The sequence below is a fragment of the Nostoc sp. genome, assembly GCF_036918245.1.
Lineage (GTDB): Bacteria > Cyanobacteriota > Cyanobacteriia > Cyanobacteriales > Nostocaceae > Nostoc.
In genome coordinates, this window is sequence record NZ_JBALEF010000017.1 from 140,386 (window position 1) to 166,921 (window position 26,536).

Sequence of the window (26,536 nt, forward strand, 5' to 3'; positions counted from 1 at the left end):
TGGCCATCATAGAAACGCTAAAAAACGTCGTTCAAAACCTTGATGATTGTGAAGAGTAGTTACTAAACATTGCCTAAAGTGAATCTTTTTAGGCAATGTTCAATTGCTTTGTAACGGAATAATAAGGGTTGTGGCTTATCCACAAAATACTGCTTAAGTTCTCTTTTAAGCAAAGTTTGTCAAGTGCGTAACTTTCTGGATAAGTATTACTAAAACCTCGACTAAGACTGTGGAACCCACACAGAAACAGAACCAGCATTGCATTGAAAATCAGCCCAGCCCTGATCATTCGTTGTGACAGGTTCGCTGATATGTTCAGTGATGTCAATGTAAGTGGTGTTGGGTTGCCCAACTTCCATCCACTTAGTCCCCTCTCCTCCATTACTCAGAACAACTGCCATACCGCCAGGGTGTTCTTCATCTCCTAAGCGTGTCCAGGCGATTGTATTAGCGTGGTCGAAATAATCGTATTGGTCGCCATAGGCATAGGTTTGACGAGCGTGCAAAAATTTATCAATTATCCATTGATGACTATCGAGCCAAATCTCATACTCATTGCCATCTGGGCCCTTATCCTTGTAATTAGCACCATAGTAATCGGCATAGAAGATACAGGGATAACCCTCACTTCGCAGTAGGATCAACGCATAAGCCAACGGTTTAAACCAGCTTTCTACTACAGACTCCAACGACTGCAAGGGTTGAGAATCATGATTGTCTACTAAGGTGACGGCTAAAGTAGGTTGTTGTTGCACCAAGGTGTTATCAAATATCTGCCGCATGTCGTAGTCACTGCCTTGTGTACTGGCAGCGCTAAAGTTATAGTGCAATGGCGCATCAAACAACATCACATCGCCACCGGTGATGTTAAGGAAATGGTGGAGCGCTTCAACTTCATAAGACCAATATTCACCAACGGCAAACAGATCGCGACCTGCCTTTTGGCGACAGTGAATCAGCCATTCTGGGAAAAAGCCAGCTCTCACGTGTTTAACGGCATCAAAACGAAAGCCATCTATACCAGTGGTTTCTACAAACCACTCACCCCAGCGATTCAACTCCTCGCGAACTTCTGGACTCTCCATATCCAGATCGCATCCCATGAGATAGTCGAAAGCGCCTTTTTCCAGGTCAACGTTGTCGTCAAAATGTTTATCTTTAAACAGATAAACTGCGTTCTCACCTTCGTTGTAAACGTTGTAATCAACTGCGTCGAAGTGCCACCAGTGCCATTCCATATCGGAGTATTTGCCTTGGCGACCTGGGAAGGTAAAGTGAGTCCACACTTTAATTTTTTGCATTTCACCGATCGCGTGGTTGCGATCGTCTGGACTATAGGGCGTTGCTTCCACCTCTTCTTCTACGTCTGCACCTAACTTGTGGTTGAGGACAACATCAGCATACACTCGAATGCCAGCAGCTTTTGCCGCCTTGACAGCAGCGATATACTCGTCTTTTGTGCCGTACTTTGTCCGAACTGAGCCTTTCTGGTCAAACTCGCCTAGATCGTACATATCATAGACCCCGTAGCCGACCTCGTAGCTACCCCCTATTCCTTTGTAAGCTGGGGGTAGCCAAACAGATGTAACACCTGCATCAGCTAAGTCTTTGACTTTCTCTTTAAACTCATTCCAAAGATTTCCATCGGGAGGGATATACCAATGGAAGTACTGCATCATTACACCATTCAGTTGAGCCATGTGTATCCCTCTAGTAAAATTTCCGATAAATTGTGATTTCCAACACAAAGACTATACTTGAAGTTTTCTTTTTTGTCTTTCAATAGAAACAAAAATCCACTAAAAAACTGCGATCAACTTATATTGTTTTCTTCTGTGGATGACAGCTCTTCAGCTAGGTTTTTCTGGAGTGCTTCCAATACTGCGATCGGGTCAGCAGCTTGCCGCATCAATTCAGCTTCCGAATCATGCCGATTTATCACATCAGGCAAATCGTTACGGAGTTCTTCTAATAGAGCAATAATCTTGGCTATTTTTTGCTCGGAGAGCAGGTTAAGCTGTAGCATCAATTGCGCCCGTTGTTCGGCAAAGTTTTCTTGGCGAGTTTGTCGCACCAGCACTCCGGTTGAAATCACCAATGCAGCTGCGTCTAAGCCTTGACCTGACCAGCTAAACGGGGGCAGGTTGAATGGCAAAAAGCCATCAAAAAAACTGCCAAAAATCCACAGAGCCAGTATGACTAGCAAACTATACATAAATGTCGATCGCCCAAAGAATGTCGCGATCGCTTCTAGTATCCGCTGGTGGGCGGGAATATCTCGAACTTCCTGGCTATGAAGTAAACTAATCGCTTCAATATTTTTTGCAATCGGGTCTGGTAATGGAACCGTGATCACTTGATTTCGAGAAGCTTTCTCTTTGTGTTCGTTAACACTTGAACTAAAGTATCCGTTGGCTGTGTCGTCTGCGTTATGGGTCATGCACCAACTCCTAAATCTCGATGTTATTCGATTATTGCTTATCTTCCACTGAGGATAGCGTTATACCCCACCGCAGGCGATCGCATCCCAATACTGCTCGATTAAGAATATTCATAGGTTTGGTTGAGCAACCAAACCCAACAAACCCCGCAAAATGTTGGGTTTCGTTACTTCAAACGCCACTTGCTTTAAGCCGATAAACCCGTCCAACGCAGTGGCTCTCCAACCTACACATTTTTATTTTTTAGGCAAAACCTACGCAGTATTGGATCGCATCCTTGATTCCCCTAGAGGATTTTTAGTTCAAGAGTACTATAAATATTCTGCCCAAGTTTTGCGTGAATGCGCTTATATTTGATGTACATTAATTGTCGTAAAGGTTTGGAGTTTCGCATCGGCAACTAGTCTAAACTCCAGGCAGAATATTGCCAAATATATTTAGATTTAGAACTAGAAAAATTAAATATGATTTCCAAATAAATCGACTTTAGGGGCGTACATCTGTATGCCCCTAATGGTATTTCGTAAAACCAAGGGTATTGAGTCCTAAGGCACCTCAATGGGAATCAAAGCATTTTCAGGCAAGTAGTTGGAAAAACGCCCTTCATCTGCAAGCACCAAAATCAGACGTAGAGGATAATCTGGCGGAACTTGCAAGTCTGCCCACGGCACTGCCAACTCTAAACAACTATTTAAAGCTACTTGAGCGCGACTGAAACGGGGATACCATTGAGAATTGTCTCCAGCTTCTCGAAACTGAATCGATTGCGTCAGCAAGTTAACTTCTAAAAGATGGTGAAAAAGGTAATTAAGTGGGGCTGCATCTGGTACATCTGCCAAGGGTACTGGACTATTGACCATTGTTTTTTCTGGATAGAACCATAGCAAATTCAACTCTGTTGGCAAATCTTGCCCTGGTGCAGCGCCACTTTTAAAGTCCAACCGTAAATAGAAATTCAGGTGATCCACCCCATACCAAAGTCGCTGGATGACGCTGCTATTGTGCATTGTTCCCCGCGCCCCGCCGATTTCTATGCGTCCAGCTTTGTCCCAGTCTTGTTCGTCACCCCTACCATCAATCACGGGATGAATAAACCCTTGTGGGGTGTGGTTTCCCTGTGCTTGGTGGTTTTCCACTGGTTGCTTGAGATAGGGCGGTACAGGTTCATTTAATGCCTTGTAAATACCAAATAAGTGTTCTCGAAACAATCGATCAAAGATGGCATCCTGATTTGAGGAGTGTCCTGCACCAAACCACCAGAACCAGTCGGAACCCTCTGCGGCATACAATGCTTCCCATGCTTCTGGATTGTTTTCTTCCGTCGCTTCGGGATGACTTGCGAGCATAATTCTTGCTTCTGTCAAATAATCCCAAGCACGATTTTTGGCGGGATCGCCAATCCAAGTGGTGAAACTGCCATCCACCCAAGAACCACTATGTAGTTGTCCTCCGGGAATAGTGGCTGTGGCTGGAAATTCTTCGAGAAATTCGGAGACGGTGACAAGTTTGAGGTGGGGTTCATCGCTCAAACTTTGATACAAAGCTTCTAAGAAGGGTTTACCATCTTGGGGATAAAATTCCCAGCAATTCTCCCCATCCAAGGCAATGGTAACTAGCCAAGGTTGTTCGCTTTGACTATCTCTTTGCATTTTAGCGATCGCTTGCAAATGTCCCACTAAATCTGCTGCTGCCTTTTTTGCAGGCATTGCACTATAAGTAAAACCAATCAAATCTGATAATCTATGGTCACGAAACACAATTGATAAATCACCCTCGGCAGTTTGCAGGCGATAGGGTTGGTACAGCAGTTCTGGTTGCTCCACATTTCCCGCCCCATCCCGATGAAAAAGGTGTTTCAGCGTCCATCCTAAGACGGCTTCATCTGAGCATATCCACTTAAACCCTTGGTTAATAATGTCTGGAAGTATCTGTGGACTTACTGACTGTTCCGAAGGCCACAAACCACGAGGTATCTGTCCAAAGCGCTCTTTATAAAAGTCCCAAGCTTTCCGTAAGTGGCGGGGAATATCTTCTGCCCACTGAAAGCGTTGCTTAGGTAGTGTCATATTGGGCACAGCTACCCGACCGGAGTTAGTATCAGCTAGCAAAGGCAAAATCGGGTGGGTGTAAGGCGTAGTGGTAACTTCTAGCTGCCCCGCCTCCTGCATTTTCCGATGTTGGGGAATAATCCGGCTCAAGATTTCTCGTTGTTTGGAATAAATGCGCTGGCGATCGCTTAAAGTAAAATTCCGTCCCTGTTTTAACCAAGCAGCAATTTCCGGGTCATCCCAAAACAACGGATCGATCCAAGCCAAATTGTGCCAAGCTAGCAAATCACCATAATCTGGCAATTCCCAATTTGCTAAACACCAAGCTTGCCCTTTTTCCTGCCTTTGCTGGTACAACTCGGCATAGCGGGGATGCGGGTCAATCAGGGTATGGTGATTGGCATCGAAAAAGTGTTGGATAATAAATTCCCGCTGTTGGTAGGTAAGTTGCTCATCCGGTGTCAAGCTGGCTGTGAGATAAGGGTCAAAAGCAGTGCCAGCAATATAATCTTCGAGTTGCAATATCAACGATGGAACTAAATTCACCGTTTGGTGTAACTTAGGATATCGCTCTAAGAGCAATACCAAATCCAAATAATCTTTAGTGCCATGTAAACGTACCCAAGGGAGACGGTACTGCTGAGTCGGAGATAGCGAAACGCCGCTGCCAGGGGATTTGTACAGCGGCTGATGTTGATGCCAGATAAAAGCAATGTAGAGAGGATGGGACATAGAAATAGTTAGGAGTTAAGAATAAGGAGTTAGGAGTTGATTCAAAACTCATAACTCCTAACTCCTAACTCCTAACTTTTACACCACTTGCTCAATTTCTGCAATTTCGGGAATCATTTCCTTCAGGCGGCGCTCAATACCCATTCTCAGGGTCATTGCAGAACTGGGACAAGAACCACAAGCACCTTGCAGCCGCAGTTTTACAACAGGCCCGTCAAGTTCTACGAGTTCCACATTGCCGCCATCAGACATGAGATAAGGGCGCATTTCATCCAAGACTGTTTCAACGTTGTCAATTGTGAGTTCCATAGTTTAGACCTGCTAAGTTAGGGATGGGCATGGGGAATGGAAAATGGGGAATGGGGCATAGGGGCATTGAATAATAACGATCCCTGTCACCAATGCACCCTTACTCATTAACCATTATCCAAAGTTTTATTTTCCAGCTTTGTTAAATCGATCCTAAATCTAATTGCCGCTAGATTGTCAGGTGTCAATTTTTAATGACTTTTGACTAAACCACTCCTGGTTTTAGCAATTTGATATTAGATTTAGCTGAAACATTATTTTCCTGTAAGCCTCCTACTTTACTCTAGCCTTTCGGTTCTGTTTTGCAGTCCAACAGAAGGCAGGATTTAACCCTCCTAAGTACACTCACCGTAAAAAGGGGTCAAAAATCTATTTTCGTAGGTTGAGTAGAGCGGAGCAAAAGCCAACATTTAGACGTTTGTTTTGTTTTGTTCTTCAACCCAATCTATAATTATACAACTATAATGGCTAGGAACAGAATTCTTCCCAATTTCAAATTTAGTTATTAAATAATAATTGCTCAAAAAATTTAAATTTAAAATCTCAAAACCCAGCATTAGTAATGTTCCAGATCACCAATGACTAACTCAACACTCAGCACTGTTTGTTGAGTCGCTATCATTAGACGAAACCATGACTGGTTGTTGATATAGTGGCACGGTGAATGTGACTGTTGAGCCAAGTCCTTCGCCCAAACTATAAAAATGTACCTCGCCGCCCATAGCCTCCACTAACTTCTGCGATATTACCAGTCCTAAACCTGTGCCACCATACTGGCGAGTGCGGGAGCCATCCACCTGAGAGAATAATTGAAAAAGCTTATCTTGCTTGTCTAAAGAAACACCGATACCGGTGTCTGCTACACGTACTCTCACCATGCCAGGAAATTGCTGATCTTGAAAGTTCGCCTTTTTGAGTACTAAATCGGCGCTGACAGTAACGCCGCCTTCATGGGTGAACTTGATGGCATTGTTCACCAAATTAAGCATCACTTGTAGCAACCGTTGATAGTTACTTTGGACAATGATTTCATCAGAGGTAGCAGGCATTTGCATCCGAAAGCTGAGGTTTCTCATTTCTGCTTGGGGACGCATAAAACCTTCTACATGACTGAATAGCTCATCTAGCTTGACTGGAGCGTAAGCTAGCTCCATTTTACCAGCTTCGATTTTGGCAATGTCCAAAATATCGTTGATGATATTCAGGAGATGTATCGATAAGTGATGAGCTTCTGTCAAAAACTGATTTTGTTCTTCTGGGTCATCTGCCATCCCTTCCAAAATCAGCTTCAAAAAGCCAATCATACCGTTGAGGGGGGTACGAATTTCGTGGGATACATTAGCCAGAAACTCGCTTTTGAGGCGGGAAGCTTCTTCGGCTTTCTGACGCGCTACTTCTAATTCTTCATATAAAGTAGCATGAGCGATCGCAGTTCCCAATTGATCTGCTGCTTCTTTTGCCAGTTCTAATTCCGATTCTGTTAATGTATAGCATTCATCCTGCCAATTCAAGGCAACCAATCCATTAGCTTGGTCTTGATAGCAAGTCGCAACTACCAAAGTTTTCTGCCGCCCAGACTCTTTGTATCCAGCCACTTCCATCATGACTGGTTCTAGGGTTGCCAAGGCTTGAGCAAAGGCAGGCTCAGAAGCTATATCTATATCCGAGCCAAGCATTGATTTGAGTTCTGGCTGGCGATACTCAGCCTTCACCTGCACTTTTGAGCTTGAGGGCTGATAAGGACAAATAATGCAGCGTTCTAGCCGCAGTGCTTTCCCCAAACTATCAACTGTTTGCTGCCAAATAATATCTAAATCCAATGTCCGGCGAATATTTCTGGTAATGCGATTTACCAATTTTTGGTGTTGCTGTGATCGTAAAGCCAACTCTATTTGTGTAGGCGTTTTTGATGCCACGCGCGCTTGTTTTTTGTTGAGTGTCGCTTGTACTAAGCGTCCCATCACTAAAACGGTAGTGACAGTAGTTCCCAAACTTGGCATAATCGGACTAATCACTAAGTCCAACTCAAATAATTCCTTCTGATAGCTAAACCAACATTGAAACCTTTCTGGCACCAAACTTGTCAAAATTCGGTGCAATCGTTCCAAATAAGTAACCTTATCCACCGGGGCAAAGGTTTGGGTCTGGTTCAGCTCGTCAACTATTTTTTCAGTATTTAACCCCAGGAGTCCGCTGTACTGCCAACAAAAGGTCAGATAGCACCCTGCCCCATCTTGCGTATAAACCAACTCAGCTCCTAGAGTTGGTAATGAGCCATCAGTCTTACTGGTAATAGATTCCAGATTTTGGGAAAATACATTCGACAATTGGGAATTGGCAGTAATAGTCATTAATTGAGTTGGATAGACAAAGGGTATCCGACCGTAATTTTACTAAAGCCGCTGAAATTTATACATAAATTTTTACAGCTTTTTTGTGTTTTATTGGGTATTTTTTGGTGTTTTGGAAACCAGATTGGAAAATTTTACTTTTTTTACTTGCATTGACGGCTACCTGACTAATGGCGTCAATCGTTCCATTCACCGCGAGGAGGAATAGGGGTACGCACAGGTGTACGCGTTAGTTCGTCATCTCTGAGGATTTCACCTCGTAACCACTGGCGAATCGCCACCTCAATTACTTTACTTGGGTCATTGGTGAGATGCTGAATTTGCTCTAGTAACTCGGAGTCTAGGCGGACAGCAATTTCTACCTTATCGGCTTGTGTATTATCCGCTTTGGTAGTTTTCTCTCTCATATTCATAGGTTTATATACTCTGAATTCTTTGAATTGGTTTTGTCTTAAGCTTTGTAAAGTAGTTATATTCATTATTTGGGCTAATTCGCTGAAAAATTTTCAAGGGCACAGTTAAATACTTCCCTGAAATAGCACCAAAGTAACAGCTTTAAGTTTTAAATCGCATTTTTCATATAACTGACTAGACAATGGCTCTAGAAGTTTTGCTGATAAATCAGCGCTCATAGGCAATTACTGGTCGCAATTGCCCACGATCCCTACATGATCCCTACATGTACTTATTTACATTTATTGTACGCTCCTAGCTGTTGAATACTAGCAGCGACAAATAGACTTTCATAATATTCTTAAAAGTCCACCTATTTAGATCGAAAGTTAAAGATGGGGTGAAGGGAGTGCTGAGTTAGGAGTTAAGAGTTATTTTCCCCTCTGCCCCACTCAGCACTTGGAACTCAGCACTAAAAGCGGAGCGTCTTGGCTAAGAAAGCATTAAAATACATTAAGTAAATTGCCCTTTTAACTTTGGTTGCTGCTAAGGCAAAGATAGTATATGACTGACGTTCCCGCAGTTCGCATTCGCAATTTTTGTATTATTGCTCACATCGACCACGGGAAATCAACCCTCGCCGATCGCTTGCTACAAGCTACTGGTACTGTTGAAGACCGACAGATGAAGGAACAGTTTCTCGACAATATGGATTTGGAACGGGAGCGCGGCATTACGATTAAGCTGCAAGCTGCCCGGATGAACTACACAGCCAAAGATGGTCAGCAGTATGTGCTGAACTTGATTGACACTCCGGGACACGTGGATTTCTCTTATGAAGTCTCCCGCTCTCTTGTTGCTTGCGAAGGAGCGCTATTGGTAGTAGATGCTTCCCAAGGTGTGGAAGCGCAAACTTTGGCGAATGTATATTTAGCGTTAGAGAGTAACCTGGAAATTATTCCGGTTTTGAATAAAATCGATTTGCCGGGGGCTGAACCAGAACGGGTAATTAGCGAAATTGAAGAAATTATCGGTCTAGATTGTAGTGGGGCGATTCTGGCTTCTGCTAAAGAAGGAATTGGTATTGATGAAATTTTAGAAGCAGTTGTTGAGCGGATACCGCCACCACCAAATACCATAAATGAACGCTTACGAGCGTTAATTTTTGATAGCTATTACGACAGTTACCGGGGAGTAATTGTGTATTTCCGGGTGATGGATGGCACACTTAAAAAAGGCGATCGCATCCATCTAATGGCATCCGGTAAAGAATTTGAAATTGATGAGCTAGGTGTCCTTTCTCCGACTCAAAAGCAAGTTGAAGAATTGCACGCTGGGGAAGTAGGCTATTTGGGAGCGGCAATTAAAGCTGTAGCTGATGCACGGGTAGGAGACACAATTACCCTCAGTAAAGCGAAAGCGGAGTCACCCTTACCAGGCTACGCAGAAGCGAACCCAATGGTTTTTTGTGGGATGTTCCCCATTGATGCCGATCAATTTGAAGATTTGCGGGAAGCTTTAGAAAAGCTGGAACTCAACGACGCAGCGCTACATTACGAACCCGAAACTTCGAGCGCAATGGGGTTTGGCTTCCGTTGCGGGTTCTTGGGTTTGCTGCACATGGAAATTGTCCAAGAACGTCTAGAGCGAGAGTATAACCTAGATTTAATCATTACAGCCCCCTCGGTGGTTTATAAGGTGATTACCCTCAAAGGTGAGGAATTGTACATCGATAATCCTAGCCGCTTACCTTCTCCCAATGATCGCGAAAAAATTGAAGAACCCTACGTGCAAGTAGAGATGATTACGCCGGAAACTTATGTTGGCAGCTTGATGGAGTTGTCACAAAATCGCCGTGGCATCTTTAAGGATATGAAATATCTCGCCCAAGGACGAACCACACTTACTTACGAACTACCCTTGGCGGAAGTTGTAACTGACTTTTTCGATCAGATGAAGTCGCGATCGCGCGGTTACGCCAGTATGGAATATCACATCATCGGCTACCGTGAAAATCCTTTGGTGAAGCTGGATATCATGATTAACGGCGATCCTGTGGATTCCTTGGCGATGATTGTGCATCGAGATAAAGCTTACAACGTCGGGCGGGCAATGGCAGAAAAACTCAAGGAACTTATTCCCCGCCATCAATTCAAAGTGCCAATTCAGGCATCTATTGGCAGTAAAGTTATTGCCAGCGAACACATTCCCGCTTTGCGCAAAGATGTGCTAGCAAAATGTTACGGTGGTGACATTAGTCGGAAGAAAAAACTTTTGCAGAAGCAAGCAAAAGGTAAAAAGCGGATGAAATCTGTAGGTACTGTAGATGTACCCCAGGAAGCCTTTATGGCAGTACTGCGCTTGGATCAAAGCTAATAGAATTCAAGAGTCAGAAGTCAGAATTCTGAATGAATTGGAGTCCCAGTGGTGGATAGTGCAGCGATAGCAAGTCCACGAGCATCTGAGAAAGAGGCAAGGGAGCAGGGGAGAATTGGGGACAAGGAGAACTTGCAACAAGTCTTTCCCCTGCCTCTTCGTTGAATTCGATCTTTTTAGTCCCCCACCACAGTTTTCTTGTTCTGAATTCTGTATTCTGTATTCTTTTTCAACATCCGTTAATTTTAATTACAAAGATTAGCTACCCTAGATGGCTTGACTCAAATAGCCAATCGCCGCCGATTTGATGAGTATCTTGAAGCTGAGTGGCAGCGACTCAAACGCGAGCAACTGTCACTGTCTTTAATTTTGTTCGATGTCGATTTTTTTAAACTCTACAATGATACTTATGGTCATTTAGGAGGGGATGATTGTTTGCGGCAATTAGCAAGTGCCCTCAAAAATATTATTAAGCGTCCAGCCAATTTAGTCGCTCATTATGGTGGGGAAGAATTTGCTATCATTCTGCCTAATACAGAGATTCAAGGAGCAATCTATGTAGCTCAAACTATTCGACAAGCAGTGCGCGACTTAGCCATTCCCCATGCTCAGTCTCGCGTATGCGATCGCGTCACCGTTAGTCTAGGCATTGTTAGCATTGTACCAAATTCTGAAATTTCGCCACCAGACTTGATTAATGCAGCAGACAAAGCACTTTATGTAGCCAAACAGCAAGGACGCGATCAAGTTCATGCCGTTTGCGTCGTTATCCCTTCTTGATACCTGAGTTGCGAAACGGGCGCTCAACCTAATTACGAATATTACTATACCTTGCTTCCTATCCTTAGCCTACTGTTGATAAGCTTTAACAAAATCACTGTTAAAAAATCTAAAAATTTTAGTAAAAGTACTCACTGCATTGGCCAGACTTGTATTTTTAGGTAAATGTAGTTTGTTAGATATTTATAAAGTTTCGGGGAGTCTAGTAGATGAAGATACTGGTACTGAGTTGGGAGTTTCCACCAAGGATTATTGGGGGAATTGCGCGGCATGTAGCGGAGTTGTACCCGGAACTGGTAAAGCTAGGACATGAAATTCACCTGATTACAGCGGAGTTTGGTCACGCGTCGATGTATGAGGTCGTTGAGGGAGTAAAGATACATCGAGTGCCAGTGGCACATAGTAACGACTTTTTCCACTGGGTAGTCAATCTCAACTTGAGTATGGGAGATCACGGTGGTAAGTTGATTTTAGAAGAAGGGCCCTTTGATTTAATTCATGCCCATGATTGGTTAGTCGGAGATGCTGCGATCGCTCTCAAGCATAGTCTCAAAATACCACTAGTTGCTACAATTCACGCTACAGAATACGGACGCTATAACGGTATTCACACAGACATCCAAGGCTATATAAATGGCAAAGAAAACTTGCTGGCTTTCAACGCTTGGCGGATTATCGTTTGTAGCGATTATATGCGCCAAGAAATAGAACGAGCATTACACAGTCCTTGGGATAAAATCGATGTCATTTATAACGGTATCCGAGCCGAAAAGAAACAGCATCACGTAGATTTTCATGCACTGGATTTTCGCCGCCAATTTGCCACAGACAATGAGAAAATCGTTTATTACCTTGGTCGCATGACCTACGAAAAGGGTGTACCTATATTGCTCAATGCTGCACCCAAGATCCTTTACCAAATGGGAGGTAATGTTAAATTTGTCATCGTTGGTGGTGGTAATACTGACCATCTCAAGCGCCAAGCCTGGAATTTGGGAATTTGGCATCATTGCTATTTTACCGGTTTTCTCTCCGATGAATATTTAGATAAATTTCAAACTGTCGCAGACTGCGCAGTTTTTCCGAGTCTTTACGAACCCTTTGGAATTGTAGCTTTAGAAAGCTTTGCCTCGCGTGTACCTGTAGTAGTTTCTGATACTGGTGGTTTTCCAGAAGTAGTGCAACATAGCAAAACAGGCATTGTAACTTGGGTAAACAATCCCGATTCTTTAGCTTGGGGAATTTTGGAAGTGTTGAAAAATCCAGGTTATCGCCAATGGCTGGTGGATAACGCTTATGAGGATTTAGAGCGACGCTTTAGCTGGCCGAAATTAGCCAAGCAAACCGAGCAAGTATATCAGCAAGTTGTACAAGAGCGATCGCAAATAGCGTGGTAATATAGATCCCCGATTTCTTCAAGAAGTCGGGGATCTAAAAAGCAATGTAGAGATTTTCGCACAGTAGCGCAGAGAATTAATAATCACTCTGCGTTATTTTGCGTTAACAAACAGTACAAGACCTGTACGCTGGAAATTCTACCCTATCTAGTGCCACAGTTAAGCTAGTGCGCGTCTAAATTGCACATTTTTCGTCAAGACTGTCATTTGTCATTGATTATTCACAACAACTGATAAATGACAAAGGACGAATTTCACGAATAAAGAAGCAATTAAAATGCGTCACAGCCTAGCAATAATTGCAGTTTGCTCCAGAAGTTTAGTATGACAAAGGCATTCCCAAGCATAGCAAGGCGCTTGAAAAGTAGAGGAATCAAGTTGTTGAATATGGGAACCTTCCTGATAACCCGTTTTATTGAAAGCTGGAAACGCTTCTTCCTGGGTGACACTGTTGATGTTCGCCCTTCCACCTCTCCCTCCTTTGATGTCCGTCCCTCCTTAGCGGGCCCAGTCCTGAGTTTGGGTGGGGGAGGCCCCGATGTCGATGATGCTATCCAGTGGATGATTAACCAAGTTAGGGGAGGTAGTAACTCCGGTACTAAAGTTAATGTTGTAGTTCTCCGCACTAATGGTAATCACGATTACAATCGGCTAATTTATGCCATGAAGGGTGTAAATTTTGTGGAAACTCTTCTGGTTAGGGATAGACAAGAGGCAAACAAAGCTGAGATTTATGAAAAAATCCGAAATGCTGATGTAGTTTTCTTTGCTGGCGGGGATCAATGTCAATACATCCGCAACTGGAAAGATACTAAGCTTGAGGCTGCTGTTAAGTCAGTTTACCTTAAGGGAGGTGGTGTTGGTGGCACTAGTGCGGGTGCAATGATCCAAAGTGATTGTGTCTATGATGCTTGCGCTTCTTCTGAAAAAGGCATTGAAACTAGAGATGCACTCGAAGATCCTTACCGAGACATTACTTTTACTTACAACTTTTTCAATTGGAGTAATTTGAAGGGAACTATTGTAGATACGCACTTCGACAGACGAGAAAGAATGGGTCGAATTATGACTTTCATTGCCCGTCAAATTAAGGATGGTGTATCTAGCAGTGTTTTAGGTATAGCGGTTAGTGAAAGTACATCGGTTCTTGTGGATAAAAATGGTTTGGTGAAAGTTATGGGTAGGGGTGCGGTATACTTTGTACTTGGCAATCATCTGCCGGAAGTATGCGAACCCCGAAAGCCTTTGACCTTTTCCAATTACAAAATTTGGAAAGTTCGTAGTGGCGACACCTTCAACTTAAAAAACAGACCAACTTCTGGGTACTATCTCAGGAGTGTCAAAAGAGGACGGATTGATTCAAATCCCTATTGAATGAGGAGCAGGGCTGTTTCATTCCCTAAGCCTTTAAGACTGTCCTTTGTCATTGGTCATTTGTCCTTTGAAATACAAATAACTAATGACATAGGCGCTTCGCCTTCTTGCAGAGTATGACTAATGACAACCCTCTCCTGAAGGAGACGCTGCGCGTAGCTTGCTTCCCCAGAGGGGCACACGAGTAAATATACAACTTAAATGCGTAACAGCTTATCAATCCTAAACCGTCAATTTGATAGGTTGCTTAGGGTGTCGTCTGCGGTGGATTGGTGGAATTAGGAAATGGAAGAGTTGGTACAATTACAGGCTTTGGTTTTTCGCCTTGCAGTTGAATTTGGGCTTGATTGCGACCATCTATTGCTTGTTGGTAATTAGGCTTGTATTTTATTGCTCGATCGTAAGAAGCGATCGCATCCTGATACCGTTTCAAATTTAATAGAGCATTGCCTCTACTAAACCAGCTTTCGGAATGGTCTGGTTTATAACGAACTGCCTTCTTATAAGACGCGATCGCATCTTCGTATTTCTGCAATATATATTGTGAATTCCCTAAATTATACCAGAGTTGATAGTCATTTTGCTTAATCGTTGCCGCTTTATTATAAGATTTTATTGCTTCTTCATAGCGTTGGTTTTGATGCAGCGACCATCCCAAATTATACCAGGCTTGATAGTTTCTGGGACTGTATTTAATTACTTGATTAAAAGATTCAATCGCTTCTGGATAACGTCGTAAATTCAGCAGTATATTACCTCTAGACAACCAAGCTTGGTAATAATCTGGCTGATATTGCACCGATTTATCATAAGCTGTAAATGCATCTTGATAGCGTTTTAAATTGACTAGCGCATTCCCCAAATTATACCAGGCTTGCTCGTAGTCTGGTTTTAAATCAACGACTTTTTGATAGGCTGCGATCGCTTCTTCATATCGTTTAGAATTCTGCAAAGCTAATCCTTTTTTATACCAAGCTTCATAATTATCTGGTTTGAGTTCAATCGCCTTTTCATAAGATTTAATTGCCTGGTCATATTGGTTTAAATTACTGAAGGCTTCACCCTTAGCATTCCAAACTTCTGAGTTGTCATTATTTAATTCTAAGGCTTTGTCAAAAGAAGCGATCGCTTCTTGATATCGCTGTAAATTTCCTAATACAGAGCCACGTCCAATCCAAGCATCTAAATAATCTGGCTGAATTTGAATTGCTTTGTCATACGCCACTAATGCTTCTTTGTATTTTCTTAATTTATTTAGCGTTTTGCCTTGACCATTCCAGCCTTGAGCATAATCTGGTCTAAGATTAACGGCTTTTTCATATACTTCTAGCGCGTCTTGATAACGCTGCAAATCAAAAAACGTATTTCCTTGTTTAGATAATTCTATGGCATTATTTGAATTAATGTAACTCCAAATAAATATTGATGCTACTATGCCAACAGTCAAGAAAAATATTGTTAGTAAAATTTTACCTAATATACCTTTTTTAGGTTGAGGTTTGCTGATATTTTTTGGTAGAGAAGGAGGAGTTAACGCTATTGTCTGAACAGGTGGTTGTTTTAACTCTTTCAGCGCTTGTAATGCCACCGTTGCCGAAGGATAGCGTTGCCGAAAGTCGTAGCAGACCATTTTATCTAAAAATTGAGCAAATTCTGGTGTTACCGTGGCTTTATCATGCCAGATAATTTCATTAGTATCAGCATCTTTTACTATTTCCTCTGGTGATAATCCAGTGAGAGCTTGAATAGCAATTATTCCCGCAGCATAGATATCACTGCTTAATTTTGGCGTACCATGAGCTTGTTCGCCAGGGATATATCCAGGCGTACCGATAGCTACTGTTGCGAGAGTTTGACCTTGAGGAGTAATAACTTGAGTAGCAATTTGTTTCACTGCACCAAAATCAATTAAAATTAATTTGCCATCTGGTTGGCGTCTGAGGATATTGTGGGGATTGACATCACGATGAATTACATTCTGTTGATGGACAAATTCTAAGATGGCCAAAAGTTCTTGTAAAAGTGAAATGACTTCCTCTTGACTTAGGATTTTACCTGATGTTAATTCTTGACTCAGATGATGACCTTCGATCAATTCCTGTACAAGATAGAATTCGGCATTTTCTTCAAAGTAAGCTAAAAGTTGGGGAATGCGATCGTGAGTTCCTAATTTATACAAAACTTGTGCTTCCGTATCAAATAAACGCCTAGCAGTCTCCAAAGTTACTGGATCGCTTGCCTGGGGTTTGAGTTTCTTAACAACACATAGAGGTGAACTGGGTAATTGGGTATCACAAGCCACAAAAGTTTCACCAAAACCTCCACCTCCCAAGTTACTAATAATTTGGTATCTTCCTACAAGTGTGTTTCCTAGCATCTTGTTTGCCTAGTTAAGTGCGATGCGATCTGATTTCAATCTTGCCACAGGTTAAGGGGAAGTGAGAGAGTGAGGGAGTAGGGAGTGGGAAGCAGAGGAGCAGATAAGAATATTTTGTGTATCTTAATTACGAATTACGAATTACGTTAGCGAAGCGGGGTGTAGCCCATTACGAATTAATATGATTCCTATTAGTGATAATATTCGTTGTCGAAACAAACCAATTATTAATTACTGGCTAATTGGCATTAATATTGCCGTATTTTTATGGGAACTTCAACTAGAGTTTAGCGGTCAACTAGGCTATTTCGTCAATAGTTGGGGTGTGATTCCAGCGCAGATTAGTGGAGCAGTTACCAATGCTCTCTTTTTAAATTCTGCTGCTTGGATAGTTGTTATTTGGCGGGTATTTACCCTATTTTTAGGAATATTTCTGCACGGCAGTTTTAGTCAAATATTAGGAAATCTCCTATTTTTGTGGGTTTTTGGGAAAACTGTAGAAAATCTTCTAGGACACGGACGCTATCTAGGATTTTATCTGGCTGCTGGTGCGATCGCAGGTGTAATACAAATTCTGGCTGAACCGAGTTTGACAGTTCCATTGATTGGGGCAAATGGTGCGATCGCAGCTATTTTAGGAGCTTATGTGATGAAGTTTCCTAAAGCTAAAATTGACACCATTTTGCCGCTAATAATCTTGTATATCCCCATCCAGCTACCAGCCTTTTTCTATATATTTTGGTGGTTTGTACAACAATTATTTTATGGTATCGGGAGTTTAAATATTCCTCCTGTTGGCGTAAATCAATCGGGTGTTGTTTTCTTAGGGCAGGTTGTGGGATTATTAATTGGTGCAGCTTTCATCAGATTGAAGAGATAAACTTTATTTAGCTATCTAGCTATTTTTGTCGGGTGAGCACTATTAACTGATGCCAAAAACCTTGATTTTGATATTTTTGGCAGTGCTTACCCTATAAGCATTGAAACTCATATATACCTTTTGGCTGAAATCTCTAAACTATTATTTTTGCTTAATAAATCAATAAGCAAATGATTACTGAAATAATTTTTATGTACCTTTTGATAGATTACATTTAATAGCTGAAAAATTCATAGATCGAACTAGGGATACCTACTCTTCAAGTCGATATTGTTAAATATTAGCGGTGTACAATATGCAAAATGTTGATAAAATTAACTTTCAACTCAATAATGAATTAGCAGTTTTGCGGCAGCGTGTAGCTGAGTTAGAGCAATCAGAGATATTTTATCAACAAAGGCAAACAGCGCTTGAGGAACAATTAACAGAACTAAAAATAAAGCTGCCAGTAAAATTAGAAAATCCCCATATTAAAGTTAAGGAAACATCTGTACATCTCAATCTGCCAACAGATGTAGCAGTAATTTTACAGCAACTTCAACAAGAAATTGCAGAGCGACAGCAGTTAGAAATATTTCTCAGAGAGAGTGAAGAACGGCTGAGGCTAGTTCTAGATGTATCCCAGATGGGCTTGTGGGATTGGAATATTGTTACCAATCAAGTCATCTGGTCAGAAAATTATCAACTACTTTTTGGTCTACTTCCAAGTAGTTCTGATAGTCCTTATGAAACGTTTCAAAAGTGCGTTCATCCTGAAGATAGCCAATCTGTAATGCAAGCGATCGCTCACGCTTTGGCACAAAAGACTGACTACAATGATGAATTTCGCATAGTTCGTTCAGACCAAAGTACACATTGGATTTCTGCCAAGGGAAAATTTATCTATAACGCTCAAGGGCAAGCGGTGCGAATGATCGGCGTTTGTATGGAAACTACTGTATGTAAGCAGGCAAAAGAAAGTACTCGCGAACTCACGACACAAGTCCAAGAACAAGCAAATATTTTAAATGCTATCCTTACCGCCTCAGTCGATCATATTTATATATTTAATCGCAAAGGTTGTTATCAGTATGTCAGCCGTGATGGAGCAACTTTACTAGGTTTAAAGCCCCAAGATATTGTCGGCAAAAGTTTGTCAGAAATGGATTTACCCGCAGACCTAATAACGCAAGTAGATAATCAACTACTTGCTGTCATGAAAACTGGGCAGCCGATAAAAGATGAGTGTAAATATGTTAGCGCCGATGGGTTGCATTATTATGAATACATCCTTACACCATTACGGAATTTAAACCAAACTATTGAAGGCGTAATTACTGTTGCTCGTGATATTACCGAACACAAACGGGCAGAAAAAATTTTACGTGAAAGTGAAGCGCGATTTCGGCGTTTGTTTGAATCTAATCTGATTGGGGTTGCTTTTTGGACTGTGGATGGTTTCATCCTTGATGCCAATGATGCTTTTCTGCAACTAGCTGGCTACACTCGTGATGAGTTTGCTACTTTAAGTAGATTTAATTGGAGAGAACTTACTCCTGTTGAGTATAAGGATTTAGACGATCGCGCCCTTTTGGAGATGCAAACCACTGGAGTTTCCAAAATTTACGAGAAAGAGTACATCCATCGCAACGGTAAGCGAGTACCGATTGTTTTGGGAATGGCTTTGCTGAATGACTCCCAAGAACATGGTGTTGCTTTTGTACTGGATATTACTGAGCGCAAATTGGCTGAACAAGAATGCGATCGCCTACTCGAACGCGAAACAACAGCACGGCAACAAGCAGAAATCGCCAACAAAGTTAAAGATGAATTTCTGGCGGTTCTCTCCCATGAACTACGAACCCCACTCAACTCTGTTCTGGGATGGTCGAAAATGCTGCGGACTCGCAAGTTTGATGAAAAAACTACTCACCACGCCTTAGAAACCATTGAACGCAACGCTAAGTTACAAACCCAGCTAATTGAAGATTTGTTGGATGTGTCTCGCATCCTCCAAGGAAAATTAAACTTGAATATCTGTCCAGTCAGCTTGGTAATGGTAGTTGAAGCAACACTACAAACGGTACAACTAGCAGCACAAGCCAAGTCAATTCAAATTCAGACCGTATTTGATGCCAGTTTGGGACAAGTGATGGGCGACCCAAATCGGCTGCAACAAGTTGTGTGGAACTTGCTTTCTAATGCGGTAAAATTTACACCAACAGGCGGACGGGTAGAAATTCGACTCATGGAAGCTGGTAATCAGGCTCAAATTCAGGTCAGTGATACAGGTAAGGGAATTAGCCTAGACTTTTTGCCTTATGTGTTCGATTACTTTCGTCAAGCTGATGGCACAACTACACGCACATTTGGTGGACTAGGTTTAGGACTAGCGATCGTGCGTAAGGTTGTAGAAATGCATGGGGGAAATGTTCAAGCCGAAAGTCTTGGAGAAGAATTGGGTGCAACCTTCACTGTTGAGTTACCGCTTTTGGTTAGAAGCGAACAGGTTCGGGGTGAAGAGAATCAGTCTTCATATTCGGAGCCGGAATCCTCGCTGCTTGCGGACACTCAAGTTTTGGTAGTGGACGATGAACCAGATATCCGCGATTTAATTACCTTTATTTTGCAAGACTACGGTGTGCAAGTAACCGCCGTATCATCAGCACAGGAAGCACTACAAGCACTATGTGAGTCGAGACCAGATGTTTTAATTAGCGATATTGGAATGCCAAAAACAGACGGTTATATGCTGATGCGTGAAGTGCGATCGCGATCGCCCCAACAAGGAGGAAACGTACCAGCGATCGCTCTGACGGCTTATGCAGGGGAAATGAATCAGCAGCAAGCATTAGCCGCAGGATTTCAAATGCATATTTCCAAACCAGTAGATCCAGATGCATTGGTGAAAGCGATCGCTGATTTGATTGAGCCAGGCTGATATAGGTAAGCGTCTGAGAGGCTTTCCATGATTTTAGTTTTGTATCAACATTGCAAACCGAAACAATCGCATTGTTAGCCGATGCAAGAATTTGCCGTTGCTACCTTCTTCTACAGCGACGGTTCGTCTAAAAGTGTGAGCCACCGCTACTCCAGAACGCGATCGCACTTCCTATCTGCAACGAGGGCGTTCGCCCTGGTACTGTTCTAACTCTTGTGATAAAACTTTGATTCCTTATTTACACTTTCTTTAAAAACACAGATAGTCATCCACCAAAAAAGTAGTCAAATCATCTGTTTAAGGCATGCTTTGGGGAGAATTCATGATTTTAGGCTATTTAAAAACAGTGGGGTAAAATTTGAAGAATTACTCCAAGTCGTAGCCGACAAAGGTTATCAAGGAATTACTAAAATTCATCAATTAAGTGAAACCCCGATAAAAGAAACAAAAAATAAGAAGTTGACTAAAGAACAGAAGAAATATAATCGAGAGCTTAATCGATTAAGAATTGTTGTCGAACACGTTAATCGTCGTCTAAAAATCTTTAAAATTTTGTGTTACAGATATCGAAATCGTCACCAACGGTTTGGACTAAGGTCGAATTTAATTGCCGTAATTTATAATTACGAACTAGCCCTATAAATCAGATTAAAAATAAAAGTAATCAAATATTTTCAGTAATTAAATAATAATTGAAAGGATGTTTACTGCTATTTTTTAGTTAGCGATCGCTAGATAATCCTTACTCGAAAGAATTGATAAACTCTTACTATTTTAATTGCAAAAACTTGAAATTAAAACAACCCCCAATCATACCACAAAATATTTATGCAAGAGTTCTTTTGAATCCTGAACAACGGAAAGCTTGTTATGGGTTGCAGTCACACCACTAGTGACATTTTTTGAAATTGCCCTCACCCGTTGTACCCAAAGAGCAAAGAATTTATTGGGTGAAAACTTCAATGGAATTTTAAACTCTGACCGACATGGTGCTTATAACTGGGTAGATTTAGAAAGGCGGCAATTGTGTTAGGCGCATCTGAGACGAGAATTTATTAAAATATCCGAACGTCCTGGAGTCTCGACAGAATTGGGAACTGCATTGGTTAAACAGCAAGAAAAATTATTTGAGTTATGGCATCGAGTCCGAGATGGTACTTTATCTCGTGGTGATTTTAGTGAGTTGGTTGAGGAGATTCGCTCATCCATCAACGCAACTTTAACTGAAGCTGACGAATACGAGATTACAACCAGGGAAAAAACACCCCTAGCAAAAACAGTTCGCACTTGTCGTCAACTGCTTAAAGTTGAGTCGGCAATGTGGTGATTTGTGACCACTGTTGGTGTCGAACCCACTAATAATGCTGCAGAAAGAGCTATTCGTCCTGCTGTTATCTGGCGACGGACTCGCTATTCATGCAACAACGCCATTGTTAACTATTTTAACTCCTTCAATGATGCTGAAATCCCATTTTGTTGGGAAAATGTTGCTGAGTTTAAACCCGGCAGATTCAAACAAGTCTTTGTATTCGGCTTCAGTACGCTCCCGTCCACCAGGACACATCGCCAACATATTCACATCTCCAAACTTAGTCCAAGAAAACTCGTTTCCCGGAGATACTATGGTCTCGATGACTAGCAATCGCCCTTGTTCTTTCATGGCTTGATAACAGCACTTAAGAATGGCGATCGCCTGCTCATCATCCCAATTATGAATAACATGCTTAAGTAAATAAGCATCTCCACTTGACGGAATAGCCTCAAAAAAGCTGCCCCCTATCAGTTGACAGCGATCATTAACAGATGCTGTTTCGGGTGAATTTTTGGTCTCATCAATCACTTCTGGGAGATCGAATAACACCCCTGTCATGGCGGGGTTAGCTTCGAGAATAGCAGCAAGAAAGCTACCTGTGCCACCACCAACGTCAACCAGCTTGCTAATTGACGAAAAATCATAAGCCGACAATTGTGGAATATGTGCCTTTTTAGCCATCGAAGCGACACCCTGATGGAAGATTTCTGCTGCAACAGGATTTTGCTTGTTGTACTCAAACAAATCCATGCCATACAAATCTTTAAAGGCACTTTCCCCTGTTTGTACGCTATACATCAAATTTCCCCAGGATTTGTAGTAATGCTCTTCGCCCCGCATGATTGCCTGGTTATGTATAGAGTTAGGGACATTGCTCTGTAAACAATCTGCTAGTGGAGTAAGCTCAAAACATCGCGGTTGTCTCTCAGCAAAAATTCCGAGACTAGCAAGAGCTCGTAACACCCGATAAAGAGAATCACTGTGGGTATTTGTTGCAGCAGCTAAAGCATCGCAGTGTTGGGAACCGTCTTTCAGCAAATCAGCAATACCAAGTTTAGCAACAACGTAAATACATCGTGAAACCCAGTAGGCATATACCCATTGTTGCACAGTCAAGGGAGACTGAAACGTACTAGGTTTGTGGTCTGATAAAACCATAATTTTTATTTAAATTTCTTGAGTGCTGGTATTTTGAAAACATGGCAATTGAATTTCCTTTGGCTTCAAGTATTCAGTTGGATATAATCCAAGGTAATAGCTTCAATTCTGATTTTTTAACTTCAAACCTTTTAGTATCATTGCATCAAAATTCCGATCGGGAATCAATTTTTTCAGCATCAAATTAAGCACTAGAGATATCTGTCCCTTAGACAAGAAATAACGTGTTTTGGGTTTACTAGCTTCTAGAGCTTCTAGAATTGCACCTGCAACTTTTTCAGGTGGCATTCCTGTTCGATTTGATTTAATCAAACCCTCAACAAAAAATTTGTAAGTATCACCATACATAGCTTTAGCTTCAGGTGACATATTGGCAAAATTTTTCTGAAAGCTTTCTTCAACTTTATCCGGCGCTGCTGAAGCAATTGAGCCTGGTTCAACTAAAATAACTTCAATTCCCCAAGGTTCCAACTCCATTCTGAGAGCGTCTGTAAATGCCCCCAATGCAAACTTGGAAGCACACAAGGCAGAGATAAATGGTGCAGAAATCTGACTGCCGACTGAGCCAATGTTGACTATCCGACCTTTAGCTTTTCGGATTAATGGTAAAAATGCCTGAGTCACTGCTATTTGCCCAAAAACATTAACTTCAAATTGCCATCTCAGGTCGTCAATTGAAACATACTCAACAGGCCCATCTACCAATAAACCTGCATTGTTCACTAATCCAACCAATCCTCGATCGCTAACAGATTTTGAAACAATGTCAGCGGCAAATTTAATTTCTTCTGCTTTAGTAACGTCCATCAAGATTGGTGTCAAACTTCCAGATTTATACTCCTGTCTCAGTGATTCAGCATCCTTCTCCTGACGAACTGTAGCAAAGACCTGATATCCTTGTTTCTCAAGTAGGATCGCTGCTGCTCTACCTACTCCTGTGGATGTTCCTGTAATCAAAACAGCACCTTTTTCTCTCTGAACCATTTTTGTGATCCTCATAATCGGTAGGACATTTATTTATCTGTAAGATAAAAGTTAAAAAAATATAATTATTGTTTTATATAATTGTATTGATAGTATTTTTCATTTGCATTTTACTAAAGTAATTAAACTCTTTTGCTGTTAATTTAAGTGCAATTAATATAATTACAGCGTCTGTGAAGATGATTCCATAATATATACCACTTAAACCCATCAACATTGATAATATTATCACAGATGGAATAAATAAAATTAAACTTCTTAAAATAACTATTACAGCAACTATTTTCCCTTTACCTATAGATTGAAAGAGAACTACACCATAGGAAATTAATGGCATTAATGGTATCAATAAATTAAAAATACGAAAGTTAAGTAAATCATCATTAGTAAAAATAAGGTTTGGCAACAGCCAGCCTAGAAACGTTTGTGGAAATAATTGTAGAGGCAGCCAAAATAATGTTAACAAAGCAATAACACCAATTATAAAAGTTAAATAAGCTTTTTTAAGCCTATCGTAATTTATAGCTCCATAATTTATGCCTATCACAGGTTGTAAGGCTTGCGTAAAACCATTTAAGGGAATGAATGCTAATAAAGTTAATGTCTGTGTAGCTCCGAACAAGGCTATATCATTCTGTGTTCCATAATGAGAGATAGATTGAAAAACTACAAAACTTTGAATTAAGCTCATAAATGGAGTCAGTAGCTCTGAGATTCCTACTGATAAAATATCGGGGAGTAAATCTCTTGCTAGAAGAAATTTTATTGGATGAACTGGGATAGAACTTTTTCCCGAAAGAAAATAGTTTAATATGACAATAAAGTAAACAAACATTGCAATAACTGTAGCTAGGGCTAATCCCCGAATTCCCCAGTGAAAGATCCTAATAAATATGGTATTTAAGATAATATTAACAATGATAAAAATAGCAGCAAATATCATACATAATTTGAGTTTCCCTTCAGATTTGATGAGATGGTTAGCAGAAACCGCTATGATACAAAACACTGAACCAAGCATATAAATCTTAAAATATTCTGCTCCAGCCGAGGCAACTTCACCACTTCCTCCCATGAATACAACTAATTTTTCACCAAAACTGTAGCCAATGATTGTCAGCGCAAAGGAGATAATAACACCCATTACTATTAAGTTGCCAAATATTTTTGACTGAGTTTTGATATCTCCAGAACCAATAGCTCGACTAAGAACAGAAGCAGAACCTACTCCAACTAAATAAGCAGAACCACCCATAAGAGAAGTTAGTGGTAAAGCAAGAGATATACCAGCGACAGCAGTTTCACCAATCAGTCGTCCTGCAAATAAAGCATCAACAAAAGTGCTTGAGCTTAGTAGCACCGTTCCTAAAATACCAGGAGTTGATAACTTGAACATCAGTTTAATGAGATTGCCTTGGAGGATCTCATTTGTCACTTGAGATTGTTTTTGGGAAGTCATTTTTAGGTTCTTAGCTTGATGCTGTTGACTCAACTTTGACCAAACGGCTAACGCAATACTGCTTCACCGCTTTCAACTCCATTTCTTTTCCAGAGTTAAGTGTGCTGATGACCTCACCACTGGCTTCAACTCTGGCTTCATAGGCACCAGATACGCTGCCATCTGGGGCAGTAAAATCAATACGAACTTCTGCCCAATCGACCTCTTGTCCTTGAGCAACTTCTTCAATAGCAAGCACTTTGCCAGTTTTCAAGTAGTCGAGCCAAGTCCAACCCAATTGTGTCCAGATTTCGCGCTCGGCAATTTGCTCAAACTTGGTTAAACCCGTCCATCCTCGGTAAAATTTATGCAAGTCTGCAACTGAACCATTTCTATTTACCAGTAAATCAAGGGTTTCAGGTTCTAAATGTCCCCACAAGCATCCTTGGGGCAAATCAACTAAGGTGGGGGCGAATTGATGACCGCCAAAGTGAGTTGTTTGCCATACTCTTAAATTTCCGTTGGCAGCAGGAGCATATTCCTTGCGTAACCGACGATATAGGGGAGTCCCAAATCTGCCACAAGCAAGATCAACTTGAGCATGTGTGCAAACCATCAGCTCGCGAATGTGACTGGTTTGTTGCTGATACTGCTGAAATTCTGATAAATTGTTGGGCTGTTGTATCAACTGTTTCAATATTGCCGTTACTAAAGTAATTGCTTGTTCCTCTGGGAGAACAAACTCCTGTTTCTCAAACTGAGAAAAGAGTTTGGCAGGACGATAGTAGTACAGCACGCGGGTAAAGCCTGGCTGAGAGTACTCGCCATCGGGAGCAATTAGCATTGGTCTGATGTTAATTCTATGCTTGACGATGACCTCTTCAAAAAAATTTATGAATGCCTTGATTGTTGAATTTTTCTCAAAGATATCTTGCGGCCAAGGTTGGGGAATTTCCATAATCAACCAGTGGTCACAAGTACCTGCTGTACCAATGGGGTCTTCTCCGTTAACTTTGGAAACCTGTGAACAAAAACGACAATCTTTGATGGGTAGTTGATCGGTCTGTTGAGTTTGCAATTTAATCGCTCCTGAAAAAAAGCTGATTTAATCATGATGTCTTTTGTACTATTACTTGATCGCCTTGATGAATTATCTTGAGTTGCTTGGAGAATACCTTGACAAAAGCATCTATACGAGTTTTTGGCTTAATTTTGACTTCTTTCTGGTCCATTTTATCTAATACTCCTGTTTATTAATAAATAAAA

General features: G+C 41.4%; 20 protein-coding genes and 2 pseudogenes. 9 read left to right on the plus strand and 13 right to left on the minus strand.

The window, feature by feature from the left end; translation table 11 throughout:
• Positions 1 to 221 precede the first annotated feature (221 nt).
• The 6 genes from V7L12_RS03610 to V7L12_RS03635 all read right to left on the minus strand — a co-directional run bounded on the left by V7L12_RS03610 (position 222) and on the right by V7L12_RS03635 (position 8,294).
• Complete coding sequence (locus V7L12_RS03610; RefSeq protein ID WP_335082195.1) at positions 222 to 1,700, minus strand: alpha-amylase; 1,479 nt, start codon at positions 1,698 to 1,700, stop codon at positions 222 to 224.
• Positions 1,701 to 1,813: 113 nt separating this feature from the next.
• The gene (locus tag V7L12_RS03615) at positions 1,814 to 2,440 is read right to left on the minus strand and encodes a DUF1003 domain-containing protein (protein WP_335082197.1); all 627 of its coding nucleotides are present in this window, start codon (positions 2,438 to 2,440) and stop codon (positions 1,814 to 1,816) included.
• 546 nt (positions 2,441 to 2,986) lie between these two features.
• Entirely contained in the window at positions 2,987 to 5,221 is a 2,235-nt protein-coding gene (locus V7L12_RS03620) for a glycoside hydrolase (RefSeq protein WP_335082199.1), read from the minus strand.
• Between the two features lie 78 nt (positions 5,222 to 5,299).
• A complete protein-coding gene (locus tag V7L12_RS03625) occupies positions 5,300 to 5,530 on the minus strand; it encodes a NifU family protein (RefSeq protein WP_012408256.1) in 231 nt (76 codons plus the stop codon).
• Between the two features lie 587 nt (positions 5,531 to 6,117).
• Positions 6,118 to 7,881: a sensor histidine kinase gene (locus V7L12_RS03630; RefSeq protein WP_335082201.1), complete on the minus strand. Its 1,764-nt coding sequence runs from the start codon at positions 7,879 to 7,881 to the stop codon at positions 6,118 to 6,120.
• A gap of 176 nt (positions 7,882 to 8,057) precedes the next feature.
• Positions 8,058 to 8,294 carry a hypothetical protein gene (locus V7L12_RS03635; RefSeq protein ID WP_335082203.1) on the minus strand — a complete coding sequence of 79 codons (237 nt, stop codon included), beginning with the start codon at positions 8,292 to 8,294 and terminating at the stop codon, positions 8,058 to 8,060.
• Between the two features lie 544 nt (positions 8,295 to 8,838).
• Between V7L12_RS03635 and lepA the strand changes: the two genes are divergently transcribed.
• The 4 genes and pseudogenes from lepA (at position 8,839) to V7L12_RS03655 (ending at position 14,201) form a co-directional block, all read left to right on the plus strand.
• Positions 8,839 to 10,650, plus strand: coding sequence for a translation elongation factor 4 (lepA, locus tag V7L12_RS03640; RefSeq protein ID WP_335082205.1), 1,812 nt, complete (start codon positions 8,839 to 8,841; stop codon positions 10,648 to 10,650).
• A 261-nt stretch (positions 10,651 to 10,911) separates the two neighbouring features.
• A pseudogene (locus V7L12_RS03645) lies at positions 10,912 to 11,430 on the plus strand (diguanylate cyclase); the annotation flags it as partial.
• Between the two features lie 209 nt (positions 11,431 to 11,639).
• On the plus strand, positions 11,640 to 12,827 hold the full coding sequence (locus tag V7L12_RS03650; protein ID WP_335082207.1) for a glycosyltransferase family 4 protein: 1,188 nt from the start codon (positions 11,640 to 11,642) through the stop codon (positions 12,825 to 12,827).
• 324 nt (positions 12,828 to 13,151) lie between these two features.
• Positions 13,152 to 14,201 carry a cyanophycinase gene (locus V7L12_RS03655; RefSeq protein WP_335082209.1) on the plus strand — a complete coding sequence of 350 codons (1,050 nt, stop codon included), beginning with the start codon at positions 13,152 to 13,154 and terminating at the stop codon, positions 14,199 to 14,201.
• 247 nt (positions 14,202 to 14,448) lie between these two features.
• Here V7L12_RS03655 and V7L12_RS03660 read toward each other — a convergent pair whose 3' ends face one another.
• Positions 14,449 to 16,578 carry a tetratricopeptide repeat protein gene (locus V7L12_RS03660; protein ID WP_335082211.1) on the minus strand — a complete coding sequence of 710 codons (2,130 nt, stop codon included), beginning with the start codon at positions 16,576 to 16,578 and terminating at the stop codon, positions 14,449 to 14,451.
• A gap of 181 nt (positions 16,579 to 16,759) precedes the next feature.
• Between V7L12_RS03660 and V7L12_RS03665 the strand changes: the two genes are divergently transcribed.
• Together V7L12_RS03665 and V7L12_RS03670 are read left to right on the plus strand one after the other, a co-directional pair.
• Entirely contained in the window at positions 16,760 to 17,458 is a 699-nt protein-coding gene (locus tag V7L12_RS03665) for a rhomboid family intramembrane serine protease (RefSeq protein WP_335082213.1), read from the plus strand.
• A gap of 295 nt (positions 17,459 to 17,753) precedes the next feature.
• Positions 17,754 to 20,378 (plus strand): PAS domain-containing hybrid sensor histidine kinase/response regulator, encoded by a 2,625-nt coding sequence (locus V7L12_RS03670; protein ID WP_335082215.1) that lies wholly within the window; start codon positions 17,754 to 17,756, stop codon positions 20,376 to 20,378.
• Between the two features lie 33 nt (positions 20,379 to 20,411).
• On the opposite strand, the gene V7L12_RS03675 is transcribed toward V7L12_RS03670, so the two are convergent.
• A complete protein-coding gene (locus tag V7L12_RS03675; RefSeq protein WP_335082217.1) occupies positions 20,412 to 20,546 on the minus strand; it encodes a hypothetical protein in 135 nt (44 codons plus the stop codon).
• Between the two features lie 78 nt (positions 20,547 to 20,624).
• Between V7L12_RS03675 and V7L12_RS03680 the strand changes: the two are divergent.
• The 3 genes and pseudogenes from V7L12_RS03680 to V7L12_RS03690 form a co-directional block, all read left to right on the plus strand.
• Positions 20,625 to 21,020: pseudogene (locus tag V7L12_RS03680) on the plus strand (transposase family protein); the annotation flags it as partial.
• Between the two features lie 223 nt (positions 21,021 to 21,243).
• Positions 21,244 to 21,411: a transposase gene (locus tag V7L12_RS03685; protein ID WP_335082219.1), complete on the plus strand. Its 168-nt coding sequence runs from the start codon at positions 21,244 to 21,246 to the stop codon at positions 21,409 to 21,411.
• A gap of 69 nt (positions 21,412 to 21,480) precedes the next feature.
• Positions 21,481 to 21,705: a hypothetical protein gene (locus tag V7L12_RS03690; protein ID WP_335082221.1), complete on the plus strand. Its 225-nt coding sequence runs from the start codon at positions 21,481 to 21,483 to the stop codon at positions 21,703 to 21,705.
• A gap of 87 nt (positions 21,706 to 21,792) precedes the next feature.
• Here the strand turns inward: V7L12_RS03690 and V7L12_RS03700 are convergent, their stop codons facing one another.
• The 5 genes from V7L12_RS03700 to V7L12_RS03720 all read right to left on the minus strand — a co-directional run bounded on the left by V7L12_RS03700 (position 21,793) and on the right by V7L12_RS03720 (position 26,502).
• The gene (locus tag V7L12_RS03700; RefSeq protein WP_335082223.1) at positions 21,793 to 22,848 is read right to left on the minus strand and encodes a methyltransferase; all 1,056 of its coding nucleotides are present in this window, start codon (positions 22,846 to 22,848) and stop codon (positions 21,793 to 21,795) included.
• Positions 22,849 to 22,950: 102 nt separating this feature from the next.
• On the minus strand, positions 22,951 to 23,832 hold the full coding sequence (locus V7L12_RS03705) for an SDR family oxidoreductase (protein WP_335082225.1): 882 nt from the start codon (positions 23,830 to 23,832) through the stop codon (positions 22,951 to 22,953).
• A 73-nt stretch (positions 23,833 to 23,905) separates the two neighbouring features.
• Complete coding sequence (locus V7L12_RS03710) at positions 23,906 to 25,291, minus strand: MATE family efflux transporter (RefSeq protein ID WP_335082227.1); 1,386 nt, start codon at positions 25,289 to 25,291, stop codon at positions 23,906 to 23,908.
• 10 nt (positions 25,292 to 25,301) lie between these two features.
• Positions 25,302 to 26,348: a sucrase ferredoxin gene (locus V7L12_RS03715; protein ID WP_335082229.1), complete on the minus strand. Its 1,047-nt coding sequence runs from the start codon at positions 26,346 to 26,348 to the stop codon at positions 25,302 to 25,304.
• Between the two features lie 31 nt (positions 26,349 to 26,379).
• Positions 26,380 to 26,502, minus strand: coding sequence for a hypothetical protein (locus V7L12_RS03720; protein WP_335082231.1), 123 nt, complete (start codon positions 26,500 to 26,502; stop codon positions 26,380 to 26,382).
• Positions 26,503 to 26,536: the final 34 nt, after the last annotated feature.